Here is a 14,838-nt window from a genome sequence, read left to right as displayed (position 1 = left end):
GCTCATGCCTTCAATCCTGCGTGTAGATCCTGCAAGCGACGCACGGTCTTCTCGGGACCGAACTTCAGCGCTTCACAGATGGCTTCGCCAGCAGCAATGGTGGTGGTGCAGTAAATCTTGTGCTGCAGGGCATTACGACGAATGGAGTACGAATCAGCAATCGACTGACGACCTTCGGTGGTGTTGATGATCAGGGTGACTTCGTCATTCTTGATCATGTCGACCACGTGCGGACGACCCTCGGTCACCTTGTTCACACGGCGCACTTTCAGGCCTGCAGCCTCGATCAGCCTGGCAGTACCGGCAGTGGCGACCACTTCGAAGCCCAAGTTGATCAGATCACGGGCCACGCCCGCAACCAGCGGCTTGTCGTCGTCACGCACGCTGATGAACGCAGTACCGCCGGTCGGCAGCACTTCGCTCGCGCCCATCTGGGCCTTGGCGAACGCTTCACCGAAGGTGTCGCCCACGCCCATCACTTCACCGGTGGACTTCATCTCAGGGCCGAGGATCGGGTCAACGCCTGGGAATTTGGCGAACGGGAACACCGCCTCTTTCACGCTGTAGAAGTTTGGAATGATTTCCTTGGTGAAGCCGATTTCCTTCAAGGTCTTACCGGCCATGACGCGAGCCGCGATCATTGCCAGGGAAACACCGATGCACTTGGACACGAACGGCACAGTGCGGGAAGCGCGCGGGTTGACTTCGATGACGTAGATGTCGTCGCCTTGCAGCGCCAACTGTACGTTCATCAGGCCGATCACGCCGAGCTCCAGGGCCATTTTCTTGACCTGTTCGCGCATCTCGTCCTGGATGTGCGCCGGCAGCGAGTACGGCGGCAGCGAGCACGCGGAGTCACCGGAGTGAACACCAGCCTGCTCGATGTGCTGCATGATCGCGCCGATTACCACGTCCTTGCCGTCGCAGACCGCATCCACGTCCATTTCGATGGCGCAGTTGAGGAAGTGGTCCAGCAGCACCGGGCTGTCGTTGGACACTTGAACCGCTTCACGCAGGTAGCGCTTGAGCTCTTCTTCTTCGTAGACGATTTCCATCGCGCGGCCGCCCAGTACATAGGACGGGCGCACCACCAGCGGGTAACCGATCTTGCTGGCGGCACGAATGGCTTCGTCTTCGCTGCGCACGGTGGCGTTTGGCGGCTGACGCAGGTTCAGGCGCTGGACCATCTGTTGGAAACGCTCACGGTCTTCGGCACGGTCGATGGCGTCAGGACTGGTGCCGATGATCGGCACGCCAGCTGCTTCCAGGGCACGCGCCAGTTTCAGCGGAGTCTGGCCGCCGTACTGGACGATCACGCCTTTTGGCTTCTCGACGCGGACGATTTCCAGCACGTCTTCCAGGGTCACTGGTTCGAAGTACAGGCGATCGGAAGTGTCGTAGTCGGTGGAAACGGTTTCCGGGTTGCAGTTGACCATGATGGTCTCGTAGCCGTCATCACGCAGGGCCAGTGCCGCATGTACGCAGCAGTAGTCGAACTCGATGCCCTGGCCGATACGGTTAGGACCACCACCCAGGATCATGATCTTGTCGCGACCCGATGGCGCCGCTTCGCACTCTTCCTCGTACGTCGAGTAGAGGTAGGCAGTATCGGTGGCGAACTCGGCGGCGCAGGTGTCGACGCGCTTGTAGACCGGGAAGATTTCCAGCTTGTGACGGTGAGCGCGCAAGCTCTTTTCGGTCACACCCAGCAATTTGGCCAGGCGCATATCGGAGAAGCCTTTGCGCTTGAGGCGGAACATCAGATCGCGGTCGATGCTGGTCAGGCCCAGGGTCTTGACCTTCTCTTCTTCCTTGATCAGGTCTTCCATCTGCACCAGGAACCAAGGGTCGATCATGGTCATGCCGAAGATGTCTTCGACGGTCATGCCGGCACGCATCGCGTCCGCCACGTACCAGATACGCTCGGCGCCCGGCACGGTCAGCTCGCGCTTGAGTACGCTCATGCTTTCCGGGTTGGCCAGATCAACCTTCTCGTCCAGACCGCAAACGCCCACTTCCAGACCGCGCAGGGCTTTCTGCAGGGATTCCTGGAAGGTACGGCCGATGGCCATGACTTCACCGACCGACTTCATTTGAGTGGTCAGGCGGGCGTCGGCTTTCGGGAATTTCTCGAAGGCAAAACGCGGCAACTTGGTGACGACGTAGTCGATGGACGGCTCGAAGGACGCCGGGGTCTTGCCGCCGGTGATGTCGTTCGACAGCTCGTCCAGGGTGTAACCCACAGCCAGCTTGGCCGCGACCTTGGCGATCGGGAAACCGGTGGCTTTCGAAGCCAGTGCCGAGGAACGCGATACTCGCGGGTTCATCTCGATCACGACCATGCGGCCGGTGTTCGGGCAGATGCCGAACTGAACGTTGGAACCGCCGGTTTCCACGCCGATCTCGCGCAGTACCGCCAGGGAGGCGTTACGCAGGATCTGGTATTCCTTGTCGGTCAGGGTCTGTGCCGGAGCCACGGTGATCGAGTCACCGGTGTGCACACCCATCGGGTCGAAGTTTTCGATGGAGCAGACGATGATGCAGTTGTCCTTCTTATCGCGGACAACCTCCATCTCGTATTCTTTCCAGCCGATCAGCGATTCGTCGATCAGCAGCTCTTTGGTCGGCGACAGGTCCAGACCACGGGCGCAGATTTCTTCGAACTCTTCACGGTTGTAAGCGATACCGCCACCGGTGCCGCCCATAGTGAAGGACGGACGGATGATGCACGGGAAGCCGAGCTTCTCGAGGACCGCATTGGCCTCTTCCATGCTGTGGGCGATACCGGAACGCGGGCACGCCAGGCCGATGGACTTCATCGCCTTGTCGAAACGCGAACGGTCTTCAGCCTTGTCGATAGTGTCGGCGTTGGCACCGATCATCTCTACGCCGAACTTCTCCAGAACGCCTTCGCGCTCCAGGTCCAGGGCGCAGTTCAGAGCGGTCTGGCCACCCATGGTCGGCAGCAGCGCGTCCGGACGCTCTTTTTCGATGATCTTGGCAACGGTCTGCCACTTGATCGGCTCGATGTAGGTGGCGTCGGCCATGGCCGGGTCGGTCATGATGGTGGCCGGGTTGGAGTTCACCAGGATGACGCGGTAACCCTCCTCGCGCAGGGCTTTACAGGCCTGGGCGCCGGAGTAGTCGAATTCGCAGGCCTGGCCGATCACGATCGGGCCAGCGCCGAGAATCAGGATGCTTTTAATGTCTGTACGTTTTGGCATGGGTTTGTCACTCAAATCCGCAGGTCAGTCGGCAAGCCGTCTTGTTCAATCTCTGAAGCCTTGAGGGGGCCGCCGGTACGGGGCCACCCTCAAGCTTTGCTACATCAGGGCGAGCGATCAGCGTCGCTTGGCCATCTCGGTGATGAAGCGATCGAACAATGGCGCTACGTCGTTCGGGCCAGGGCTGGCTTCCGGGTGACCCTGGAAGCTGAAGGCGCTCTTGTCGGTACGCTCGATACCTTGCAGGGTGCCGTCGAACAGCGATTTGTGGATCGCGCGAACGTTGGCCGGCAGGGTCGCTTCGTCTACGGCAAAACCGTGGTTCTGGCTGGTGATCATCACCACGCCGCTGTCCAGATCCTGGACGGGGTGGTTGGCACCGTGGTGGCCGTGACCCATTTTCAGGGTCTTGGCGCCGGAGGCCAGGGCCAGCAGTTGGTGACCGAGGCAGATACCGAAGACCGGGATCTCGGTTTCCAGCACGTCCTTGATCGCCTGGATCGCGTAGTCGCAAGGCTCCGGATCACCAGGGCCGTTGGACAGGAACACGCCGTCCGGCTTCAGCGCCAACACGTCGGCGGCAGGTGTTTGCGCGGGCACGACGGTCACGCGGCAACCGCGCTCGACCAGCATGCGCAGGATGTTCACCTTGACGCCGTAGTCGTAGGCAACCACGTGGTACGGCAGCTCGGAGGCTTCGATGGTCGCGTGGCTGTCGGTTTTCAGATCCCAGACAGTCGAGCGCCACTCGTAGCTTTCCTTGGTGCTGACGACTTTCGCCAGGTCCATGCCTTTCAGACCAGGGAAACCCTGGGCGGCGGCGATGGCGGCAGCTTCGGAAATGTTGTCACCGGCCATGATGCAGCCGTTCTGCGCGCCTTTTTCACGCAGGATGCGCGTCAGGCGGCGGGTGTCGATACCGGCGATGGCCACAACATTGTTGGCCTTCAGGTAGTCGGACAGGGACATCGTGTTACGCCAGTTGCTCGCCACCAGCGGCAGGTCACGGATGACCAGGCCGGCAGACCAGACGCGGTTGGACTCGGCGTCTTCCGGCGTGGTGCCGGTGTTGCCGATGTGCGGGTAAGTCAGGGTAACGATTTGTTGGGCGTAGGAAGGATCGGTAAGGATTTCCTGATAGCCGGTCATTGCGGTGTTGAACACCACCTCACCAACGGTTTGACCGTCGGCTCCAATGGCTTCGCCGCGAAAAATGCTGCCATCAGCAAGGGCGAGTATGGCTGGCTTAGTCAAGAAGACCTCCCGTAAATAAAGCCTGAAAGGGCGATCGCAGGTTGTAAAAAAGCGGAGTGACGTATGGACACGTCACCCCGCTTGTTCACTGAATTATTCTGCGCGCTTTTAGTGGACACACTAAAGCTGTAGCTTACAGAAAAAGGCTTTTTTGGTCTACCGCCAATGAGCCTTAAAGGCTGGAGAATGCGACAGGACGTCGCCTGGCGGAACAAAACCGGGCTCAAACGCGGTGCGCGAGCCCGATTTCGGGTGCATCTTAACGCAGATCGAGCACGTCTTGCATGTCGTAAAGGCCAGGCTCGCGCCCATCCAGCCACAAAGCAGCACGTACCGCGCCCTTGGCGAACGTCATGCGACTGGACGCCTTGTGAGTGATCTCGACACGCTCGCCGTCGGCGGCGAACAGCACGGTGTGATCACCGACGATGTCGCCAGCACGCACAGTGGCGAAACCGATGGTCTCGCGATCGCGAGCGCCGGTCTGACCCTCGCGGCCATACACCGCCACCTTCTTCAGATCACGCCCCAGCGCATCGGCAATTACCTCGCCCATGCGCACGGCAGTGCCGGACGGCGCATCGACCTTATGCCGATGGTGAGCTTCGGTAATTTCGATATCGACATCGTCGCCCAAAACGCGAGCGGCCGTGTCGAGCAGCTTCAGGCAGAGGTTGACCCCGACACTGAAGTTGGCCGCGAAGACAATCGGAATGTCCTTGCCCGCTTCCGCCAGCAATTGCTTTTCTTCAACGCTGAAACCGGTGGTACCGATGATCATGGCCTTGCCGTGCTTGCGGCAGAAAGCCAGGTTCTTCAGGGTCACCGTCGGGTGCGTGAAGTCGATCAGCACGTCGAACTCGTCGACCACCCGATCCAGATCACCGGACAGGGGCACGCCGATACGACCCAGCGCAGCCAGCTCACCGGCATCCGCGCCGACCAGCGTGCTGTCGGGACGATCCACCGCCGCCGTCAAACCGGCACCCGGGGTTTGCTGCACCGCCTCAATCAGGGTCTTGCCCATGCGCCCGGCGGCGCCCATCACTGCAATACGTCGCATGCCTGTCTCCTTACAAATCGCCGAAGAAGCGCTTCACGCCTTCGAACCAACCGGTGGTTTTTGGCGAATGGCTGTTGTCATCCGCCAGCGAACTACGGAACTCCTCGAGCATTTCACGCTGGCGACGGCTCAGGTTGACCGGAGTCTCGACCGCCACACGGCACATCAGGTCACCGGCACCGCCGCCACGCACAGGCGCGACACCCTTGCCACGCACACGGAACTGCTTGCCGGTCTGAGTCCCCTCAGGGATCTTCAGCTTGACCCGACCATCAAGAGTCGGAATCTCCAGCTCGCCACCCAGCGCCGCATCGACGAAGCTGATCGGCACTTCGCAGAACAGATGCTTGCCATCGCGCTGGAAAATCGAGTGCTCGCGCACATTGATCACCACGTACAGGTCGCCCGTCGGGCCACCTTGAGCGCCTGCTTCGCCTTCGCCGGACAGACGAATGCGGTCACCGGTATCGACACCGGCCGGCACTTTCACCGACAGGGTCTTGTACTCTTCGACACGACCTTCGCCGTGGCAGGAGTCGCACGGATCGGAAATGATCTTGCCCTGGCCATGGCAGCGCGGGCAGGTTTGCTGCACCGAGAAGAAGCCTTGCTGCATGCGCACCTGGCCGATACCGCCGCACGTCGGGCAGGTCACCGGCGCGGAGCCTTTCTTGGCGCCGGAGCCGTCACAAGGCTTGCAGTTGACCAGCGTCGGAACGCGGATATTCACGGTCGTACCGCGCACCGCCTCTTCGAGGTCCAGTTCCAGGGTGTAGCGCAAGTCACTGCCGCGCTGAGCGCCGCCACGGGAACCGCCGCGACCGCCACCGAAGAAGTCACTGAAGACATCACCAAAGATGTCGGAGAAGTTCTGACCGCCGAAACCGGCACCGCCACCACCCATGCTCGGATCGACACCGGCATGGCCGTACTGGTCGTACGCCGCGCGCTTGCTGGAGTCGGACAGCACTTCGTAGGCCTCGTTGGCCTCCTTGAACATCTCTTCCGACGCCTTGTCATCGGGATTACGGTCCGGGTGGTGCTTCATCGCCAGGCGACGGTAAGCCTTCTTCAGGTCCGCTTCGCTTGAGCCACGCTCAACACCCAACACTTCGTAATAGTCACGCTTTGCCATATGTCTTCGCACTCTTGAGGACGTCCGACAAAACCCTCCTGAGTTTGCCGAACTCGTTGAGCCCCAATACAGGCCCGGACCCAACTCACGTCAATTCAACGATCCTGGTCTTTATTTCGATGGCACTTTCAGCTCGGAAAGCAGGAGCATTCCCGACCATGCCGACAACACGCGAACCGTGTCGCATGCTGTAAAAATTCGCGTATTCCAGATACGCCAACGCGGGAGCAAGCTCCCGCGCGGCGACATCCTACCAGTCACCGCCAGAAGGCAGTCAACCGGCCGACCAACAACTTACTTGTGGTCTTTGACTTCTTCGAACTCGGCATCGACAACGTCGTCAGCCTTCTCAGCCGATTCGCCCTGCGGTGCAGCGCCTTCAGCAGGCTGAGCCTGTTCGGCGTACATCTTCTGCGCCACTGGAGCGGAGACTTTCGACAGCTCTTCAACCTTGGCGTCGATAGCAGCCTTGTCGTCGCCTTTGACAGCGGCTTCCAGGGCAACTACGGCTGCTTCGATTGCCGTCTTCTCTTCGGCAGTCACTTTATCGCCAGCATCGGTAACCATTTTGCGCGTCGAGTGAACCAGTGCGTCGCCCTGGTTACGGGCAGCGGCCAGCTCTTCGAACTTGCGGTCTTCCTCGGCGTTCGCCTCGGCATCACGCACCATGCGCTCGATTTCTTCGTCGGACAGACCGGAGTTGGCCTTGATCACGATCGACTGAGTCTTGCCGGTAGCCTTGTCCTTCGCACCGACGTGCAGGATGCCGTTGGCGTCGATGTCGAAGGTCACTTCGATCTGCGGCACACCACGTGGAGCTGGTGGAATGTCGGCCAGGTCGAACTTGCCCAGGGACTTGTTCTGTGCGGCTTGCTTGCGCTCGCCTTGCAGCACGTGAATGGTCACGGCGCCCTGGTTGTCGTCGGCAGTCGAGAACACTTGCGATTTCTTGGTAGGAATCGTGGTGTTTTTCTCGATCAGCGCGGTCATCACGCCACCCATGGTTTCGATACCCAGGGTCAGCGGGCTGACGTCGAGCAGCAGAACGTCCTTCACATCACCGGCCAGTACCGCGCCCTGGATGGCAGCACCCATGGCAACCGCTTCGTCCGGGTTGACGTCTTTACGAGCTTCTTTACCGAAGAACTCGGTTACCAGCTTCTGAACCAGTGGCATACGGGTCTGACCGCCTACCAGGATCACGTCGTTGATCGCGCCAACGTCGATACCGGCATCTTTCATTGCGATGCGGCAAGGTTCGATGGTGCGCTGAACCAGGTCTTCCACCAGCGCTTCGAGCTTGGCGCGGGAGATCTTCACGTTCAAGTGCTTGGGACCGGTGGCGTCTGCAGTGATGTACGGCAGGTTCACGTCGGTCGACTGGCTCGAGGACAGTTCGATCTTGGCTTTTTCAGCGGCTTCTTTCAGGCGCTGCATGGCCAGCGGGTCGCCCTTGAGGTTCATGCCGCTTTCTTTCTTGAATTCGTCGACGAGGTAGTCGATCAGACGAATGTCAAAGTCTTCACCGCCCAGGAACGTGTCACCGTTGGTGGCCAGCACTTCGAACTGGTGCTCGCCATCGACTTCAGCGATCTCGATCACGGAAACGTCGAAAGTACCACCGCCCAGGTCGTAAACGATCACGGTGTGATCGCCCTTGGCCTTGTCCATACCGTAAGCCAGAGCAGCTGCGGTTGGTTCGTTGATGATACGTTTTACGTCCAGGCCAGCGATGCGGCCGGCGTCTTTGGTGGCCTGACGCTGGCTGTCGTTGAAGTAGGCCGGAACGGTGATCACCGCTTCAGTCACGGTCTCGCCGAGGTAGTCTTCGGCGGTCTTCTTCATTTTCTTCAGGATTTCAGCCGAGATTTGTGGCGGTGCCATTTTCTGGCCGTTCACTTCAACCCAGGCATCGCTGTTGTCAGCCTTGACGATCTTGTAAGGGACCATCTGAATGTCTTTCTGTACGACTTCTTCGTCGAAACGACGACCGATCAGACGCTTCACCGCGTACAGGGTGTTATGCGGATTGGTCACGGCCTGACGCTTGGCCGACTGGCCAACCAGGATTTCGCCATCGTTGGCGTAAGCGATGATCGACGGCGTAGTACGCGCGCCTTCAGCGTTTTCAATAACTTTTGCCTTGCCGTTTTCCAGCACGGAGACGCAGGAGTTGGTAGTCCCCAGGTCGATACCGATAATTTTGCCCATGTTCACTCTCCCGAAACTTTGGATTTGGTTGCCGCAGCAGTGGTGGCTAACTGCGGTAGCACTTAAACGCTTGACTTATAAATGGGGGCCTTGCGGCGGATTTCAAGCCTGCTCGTCAATCGAAGGCGAAACCGGCGCAGGCGCCTTGCTGACCACGACCATCGCCGGGCGCAGCAGGCGGCCATTGAGCTGATAGCCCTTCTGGAACACCTTCAGAACGCTGTTCGGCTCGACATCGGCGCTTTCCTGCATGGCCATCGCCTGATGGAGAACGGCGTTGAACGGTTCGCCATGGGGATCGATCGCTTCAAGCTGATAACGCTTGAGGGTGTCCTGGAACATTTTCAGGGTCAGCTCGATGCCTTCGCGCATCGGACGGATGCTTTCGTCGTCCGGGCTGGACAATTCCAGGCCGCGTTCCAGGCTGTCGACGATCGGCAGCAAGTCGCCGGCGAATTTTTCCAGCGCGAACTTGTGAGCCTTCTCCACATCCTGCTCGGCGCGACGGCGGACGTTCTGCAGATCGGCGGCTACACGCAAAGCCTGATCCTGAGCGCCTGCCAGTTGCTCTTCGAGCACTTGTACACGAGCCGCCAGGTCATCACCCGAAGCCTCGGGCGCCTGGTTGGCGTCTGGGTTTTGCGTATCCACTGTCTGTTCGTCAGCCATAGATTTCTCCTTTCAATTTCGTCCGCGAGCTCAACTCGCGCTTCTGCCCAGCTATATGGGGCCGCAAAATCCGGCTTCAAGGGGGCTCAACGATTAACCCTACAAAAAACAACTGCTTTGTCATTGCCGGTCGCGATAAGACTTTCGTCGGACCGAGCGAATCGAGCTAACGAGGGGCATTGTCAGCCAGAAACAAAACACTGTATAAATAACCAGACCTAACACCTGGGAGCGGCCCATATGCTGGTGCACCTGTCCGTACACAACTACGCCATCGTTGAACATCTCGATCTCGAACTCGATCGCGGGATGAGCGTGATCACCGGGGAAACCGGCGCGGGCAAGTCGATCATGCTCGACGCGCTGGGCCTGACCCTGGGCGATCGCGCCGACAGCGGCGTGGTCCGCCCCGGCGCCGACAAGGCCGACATCCTGGCCACCTTCGATCTGGTCGACATTCCGGAAGCCAGCGCCTGGCTGGCCGAGCGCGACCTCGAAAACGACGGTCCGTGCATCCTGCGCCGGGTCATCACATCCGAAGGGCGCTCGCGCGGCTACATCAACGGCACGCCCTGCCCGCTGGGCGACCTCAAGGCGCTGGGCGAGCTGCTGATCGACATTCACAGCCAGCACGAACACCAGTCCCTGCTCAAGACCGATACCCACCGTCGCCTGCTCGATGAATATGCCGGCGCGACCGATCTGGCCCGTCAGGTTCAACTCGCCGCCCAGCGCTGGCGCCAGACCCGCCAGGAGCTGGAGCGACTCTCCAACTCCGGCGACGAGCAACGCGCCCGACATCAGCTGCTCAGCTATCAACTCGAAGAACTGGAAAACCTTGGCCTTGGCGACAACGAACTGGAGCAGCTGGAGCAGGAACACAAGAACCTGACCAACGCCGAGACCTTGCTCGGCATCTGCCGGCAAGTCGTCGAGCAATGCAGTGAAAGTGATTCCGGAAATGTGTTGAATGCGCTAACAGCCAGCCTCAACCGCCTTTCCAGCGTGAACAATTCAGTCGGCGCTCTGGGCGAAGCCAGCAGCCTGCTGACCAGCGCACAGATCCAGGTCGAAGAAGCTGTTGGCGAACTCAATCGCTTTCTCGACAATTTCGATGCAGACCCCGCCCGCCTGCAATATCTGGAAGAGCGCCTCGACGCGATCTACACCCTGGCGCGCAAACACCGCATCCAGCCGACCGAAGTCGCCGAGATGCAGCAGAAACTGCTGGATGAAATCGAAACCCTCAATGCCAACGACGAATCCATCGAGCGACTGAGCGACGAGCTGTCTTCATACGCTCGCCATTACCAGGAAAGGGCTCGGGAGCTGAGCGATCTGCGCCATCAAGCCTCGAGTAGCCTGGCCAGCGCCGTGGAGCAGGAAATCCAGCGCCTGGGCATGCCTGGCGGGCGTTTCACCATCGAGTTGCGCCCAAACAGCAGCAACGAACTGCTGCCTAACGGGCTTGAACAGGTTGAACTGCTGGTCAGCGCCAACCCGGGCCAACCGTTGAAAGCCTTGGCAAAAGTCGCATCCGGAGGCGAGCTGTCGCGGATCAGCCTGGCGATCCAGGTGATCACCGCACAGACCTCCCGTGTACCGACCCTGGTGTTCGACGAAGTCGACGTCGGCATTGGCGGCCCGACCGCGGAAATCGTCGGCCAGCTGCTGCGCAGGCTCGGCGAGCGCGGGCAGGTACTGACTGTGACCCACTTACCGCAAGTGGCGGCGCAAGGTCATCAGCATCTATTTGTGCACAAAGTGCGCGGCGAAGACGCCACCCGCACGGCCGTATCCAAATTGAGCAAAAACGATCGCGTCGAAGAAGTCGCACGGATGCTGGGCGGCATCGATCTCACCAAGGAGTCCCTGGCGCATGCCAAAAAAATGGTGGTCGCCGCAAAAGCCTGAATAAATAAAGGCAGAAAGCACGAAGGCGACCCTGGGGTCGCCTTCGTTCGTTTCGCGAACTGATGTTCGCGCGACATGCTTACTTTTTCTTGCGCACGTACAGCACCAGATTGTGATCAACCATCTCGAAGCCATACTTGTCGACGATTGCTTTCTGAAGCCGCTCGATTTCTTCGTCGAAGAATTCGATCACTTCACTGGTTTCGACGTTGACCATATGGTCGTGATGCTTGCCGTCGTCCAGCTCGAAGACCGCATGGCCTCCGTCGAAGTTGTGCCGCACCACAAGGCCAGCTGCCTCGAACTGGGTCAGAACACGGTAAACCGTGGCCAGACCGACGTCCTCACCAGCCTCCATAAGGGCCTTGTAGACATCCTCGGCACTCATGTGGCGTTGCTCGGCGGAATCGAGCATTTGCAAAATTTTGACCCGTGGCAGGGTCACTTTGAGGCCGGCTTTGCGTAGTTCGCTATTTTCAACCATGGTCAGCTTTCTCGCGATGCTGCTTCGCAGCTTCTCTTAATGCGGGTATGATCGGCGTTTACGTTGTCCCAGCCAAGATAGTGGAAGTCGCCCACCGATGCAAAACACCAAGCTCTTGCTAACCAGTTTCACCTTTGTGGGACTGCTCGCACTCGCCGGTTGTTCATTCCCCGGGGTTTACAAAATCGACATCCAGCAGGGCAATGTCGTCACGCAGGACATGATAGACCAGTTACGCCCGGGAATGACCCGTAAGCAAGTACGGTTTATCATGGGCAACCCTCTGCTGACCGACACGTTCCATGCCGATCGCTGGGATTATCTGTACAGCCTGCAACCGGGTGGCGGTGAACGCCAACAGGAACGCATTAGCGTTATCTTCAACCCAAATGATCAGCTTGTCAGCCTCTCCGGTGATTTCATGCCCGGCGTGAGCCGTGACGAAGCCATTCTCGGCAAGGACAGCGGCACGACAGTGGCCGCCCCGGCAGAAAACGTCGAGAAGCCAAAACCGGAAAAACCGGTCAAGCCAGGTTCGTTGCTGGATCAGATCCAGAAGGACGTCGACGGAGTAGAAACCGTTCCGGTCCCGACGCCGCAACCACTGGACACCTCGCCGCAATAATTTGCGACGCAATAAAAAGCCCGGCATGCCCGGGCTTTTTATTGTCTGGCGTTTCAGCCACTCACTGATTCCGCGCTTTGGCCTCGGCAGCTTTCGCTGCCCGCAGTCGGCGCACCTCTTTCGGATCAGCCAGCAACGGGCGGTAAATCTCGATTCGATCCCCCGCCTGGACTGCCCGACTTTCCGGGTCAGCCACCACCTTACCGAAGATCCCCACAGGGCAATGGGCCAGATCCAGCTCCGGAAACTCTTCAGCCACGGCCGACCTGAGCAAGGCCGCACGCACGGTCGTTCCGACAGGCACGGCCACTGTCAGCAGCACCTGACGGTCTACGGCCGCGTAGACCACCTCGACTTCAATCATGACCTCAACCATGTATCTGCTTGGCGCGCTGGCAGAACGCATCCACCAAAGTGTTCGCCGCCTGATTGAACAGTGGCCCCAAGGTGGCACGAACCAGTGGCCCGGCATAATCGAACGACAGATCGAGGCTGATCTTGCAGGCTTTGTCAGTCAGCGCCTTGAATACCCAGATGCCATGCAATTGGGTGAAAGGGCCCTCTTCGAGGTTCATTTCGATCGACTGCCCCGCAACCAGCGTGTTGCGCGTCACGAAATGCTGACTGAGGCCACCCTTCGCCACGCCGACGCTCGCCCGCATATGCTCAGGGGTGCTCTCCAGGACTTCGGCCGAGGAACACCACGGCAGAAACTCCGGATAGCGCGCCACGTCGTTGACCAGGTCATACAGCGCTTGCGCCGGGTACGGCAGCAAGGCCGAACGTGAAATGTGTGTCGTCATGTCAGCGTCACTTCCACAGCTGGGCGGCAAACACTACGAGAATGCCGATGGGCGCCACATAGCGCATCAAGAACAAGGACAGGCCAAACAGCGCAGGGTTGCGGATCGACAACTCGTCGCGCACCGCTTCACGCCCCATGATCCAGCCTGCAAACACCACGAAACACAAACCGCCAAGCGGCAACATGAGTCGCGAGGTGAAGAAATCAATCACACCGAAGAAGTCCAGGCCACCGGTTGCTCCCCATTGGTAGAGGTGGAACATCCCGCCTTCGTTCACGAAGAACTTGGCCTCCTTCCAGATATTGAAGGAGAACACCGTGCCCAGGCCGACAAACCAGCAGCTGAAAGCCAGCCAAAAGGTGACCCAGGCACGACTCACTTTAGTGCGCTCGACCAGGTAGGCCACCATCGGCTCAAGCAGGGAGATCGCCGAACTCCAGGCAGCGACCGCCACCAGCACGAAGAACACCACCCCCATCAATTGCCCGAACGCCACGTTACCGAAGGCAAACGGCAGGCTGACAAACATCAGCCCCGGGCCTTCGCTCGGGTTCAGGCCCGCCGCGAACACAATCGGAAACAACGCCAGACCGGCCACCAGGGAAACGAAAGTGTCGAGCAGCGCCACGCCAACGACCGTCCCTGATATAGACGAGCTCTTCGGCATGTAGGCGCCGTAGATCATGATCGAGCCGACGCCCACGCTCAGGGAAAAGAACGCATGCCCCATCGCCGGCAGCAAGCCGTCCAGGACCTTTTCCGGGTGGAAGTCGAACATGAAATGCACGCCCTCCATGAAATGACCGGTAGTCATGCTGTAGCCCAGCAGCACCAGGATCATCACGAACAACAACGGCATCATGATGCGCAAACTGCGCTCAAGCCCGGCAACCACGCCCTTGGCGATCACCACAGCTGACAGCAGCATGAAAATCGTGTGCCAAAGTGTCAGGCGCCAGGGATCGGCGATCACATTGCCGAAGTAAGCCCCCACCTGATCAGGCGTCGCGCCCTGAAAATCGCCACGCCCCATGTCGATGATGTAGTCCAGCGACCAGCCGCCGACCACACTGTAGAACGACAGGATCAGCAACGCCGTGATCATCCCGGCAAACGCGCCCCAGGACCATTTGGGTGAGTGCCCCGCCTCGGTCGCCAGGATCTTCAAGGCATTGGCCGGACTCTGCCGGGCACGCCGGCCGATCAGGGTTTCCGCCAGCATCACCGGCACCCCGATCAGCGCGATGCAGGCCAGGAACATCAGCACGAAAGCACCGCCGCCGTATACGCCGACCATGTACGGGAATTTCCAGATACTACCCAGCCCCACGGCCGAACCGGTCGCGGCGAGTATGAAGACCCAGCGGCTAGCCCAACTGCCGTGGACAGAAACCTTGTCTGTCGACATCGTTATCACGCCCAAGCGTTCAAAAAAGAGGCCGCATTGTCCGGG

The 14,838-nt window shown here is 59.6% G+C and carries 12 protein-coding genes; 2 read left to right on the top strand and 10 right to left on the bottom strand.

The annotated features are described in order from the left end of the window. Positions 1–2 precede the first annotated feature (2 nt). The 6 genes from carB to grpE all read right to left on the bottom strand — a co-directional run bounded on the left by carB (position 3) and on the right by grpE (position 9,556). Positions 3–3,224: a carbamoyl-phosphate synthase large subunit gene (gene carB / locus AC3ITA_RS03715; RefSeq protein WP_414929787.1), complete on the bottom strand. Its 3,222-nt coding sequence runs from the start codon at positions 3,222–3,224 to the stop codon at positions 3–5. Positions 3,225–3,341: 117 nt separating this feature from the next. Then, positions 3,342–4,478 (bottom strand): glutamine-hydrolyzing carbamoyl-phosphate synthase small subunit, encoded by a 1,137-nt coding sequence (gene carA, locus AC3ITA_RS03710; protein ID WP_046038697.1) that lies wholly within the window; start codon positions 4,476–4,478, stop codon positions 3,342–3,344. 259 nt (positions 4,479–4,737) lie between these two features. Then, the gene (dapB, locus tag AC3ITA_RS03705; RefSeq protein ID WP_057716481.1) at positions 4,738–5,541 is read right to left on the bottom strand and encodes a 4-hydroxy-tetrahydrodipicolinate reductase; all 804 of its coding nucleotides are present in this window, start codon (positions 5,539–5,541) and stop codon (positions 4,738–4,740) included. A 10-nt stretch (positions 5,542–5,551) separates the two neighbouring features. After that, complete coding sequence (gene dnaJ / locus AC3ITA_RS03700; protein WP_057716482.1) at positions 5,552–6,676, bottom strand: molecular chaperone DnaJ; 1,125 nt, start codon at positions 6,674–6,676, stop codon at positions 5,552–5,554. Positions 6,677–6,970: 294 nt separating this feature from the next. Further along, a complete protein-coding gene (dnaK, locus tag AC3ITA_RS03695) occupies positions 6,971–8,887 on the bottom strand; it encodes a molecular chaperone DnaK (protein WP_007973133.1) in 1,917 nt (638 codons plus the stop codon). A gap of 102 nt (positions 8,888–8,989) precedes the next feature. After that, a complete protein-coding gene (gene grpE / locus AC3ITA_RS03690; protein ID WP_095942407.1) occupies positions 8,990–9,556 on the bottom strand; it encodes a nucleotide exchange factor GrpE in 567 nt (188 codons plus the stop codon). Positions 9,557–9,796: 240 nt separating this feature from the next. Between grpE and recN the strand changes: the two genes are divergently transcribed. Next, positions 9,797–11,470 carry a DNA repair protein RecN gene (gene recN / locus AC3ITA_RS03685; protein WP_489279493.1) on the top strand — a complete coding sequence of 558 codons (1,674 nt, stop codon included), beginning with the start codon at positions 9,797–9,799 and terminating at the stop codon, positions 11,468–11,470. Positions 11,471–11,549: 79 nt separating this feature from the next. Here recN and fur read toward each other — a convergent pair whose 3' ends face one another. Continuing rightward, entirely contained in the window at positions 11,550–11,954 is a 405-nt protein-coding gene (gene fur / locus AC3ITA_RS03680; protein WP_003197684.1) for a ferric iron uptake transcriptional regulator, read from the bottom strand. Positions 11,955–12,051: 97 nt separating this feature from the next. Between fur and AC3ITA_RS03675 the strand changes: the two genes are divergently transcribed. Beyond that, positions 12,052–12,579 carry an outer membrane protein assembly factor BamE gene (locus AC3ITA_RS03675; RefSeq protein WP_007973139.1) on the top strand — a complete coding sequence of 176 codons (528 nt, stop codon included), beginning with the start codon at positions 12,052–12,054 and terminating at the stop codon, positions 12,577–12,579. Between the two features lie 61 nt (positions 12,580–12,640). Here AC3ITA_RS03675 and AC3ITA_RS03670 read toward each other — a convergent pair whose 3' ends face one another. Genes AC3ITA_RS03670 through AC3ITA_RS03660 form a run of 3 tightly spaced genes read right to left on the bottom strand, consistent with a single transcriptional unit; the run spans position 12,641 to position 14,793 of the window. Continuing rightward, entirely contained in the window at positions 12,641–12,955 is a 315-nt protein-coding gene (locus AC3ITA_RS03670; RefSeq protein ID WP_489279491.1) for an RnfH family protein, read from the bottom strand. Continuing rightward, positions 12,948–13,382 (bottom strand): type II toxin-antitoxin system RatA family toxin, encoded by a 435-nt coding sequence (locus tag AC3ITA_RS03665; RefSeq protein WP_150672218.1) that lies wholly within the window; start codon positions 13,380–13,382, stop codon positions 12,948–12,950. The genes AC3ITA_RS03670 and AC3ITA_RS03665 overlap by 8 nt, the downstream gene beginning before the upstream one ends. A gap of 7 nt (positions 13,383–13,389) precedes the next feature. After that, positions 13,390–14,793 carry a sodium-dependent transporter gene (locus AC3ITA_RS03660; RefSeq protein WP_095942411.1) on the bottom strand — a complete coding sequence of 468 codons (1,404 nt, stop codon included), beginning with the start codon at positions 14,791–14,793 and terminating at the stop codon, positions 13,390–13,392. Between the last annotated feature and the right edge of the window lie 45 nt (positions 14,794–14,838).

This window comes from Pseudomonas sp. GL_090, assembly GCF_057837765.1.
The sequence above is the reverse complement of the archived record's forward strand: the minus strand, read 5'-3'. Positions and strand labels throughout refer to the sequence as shown.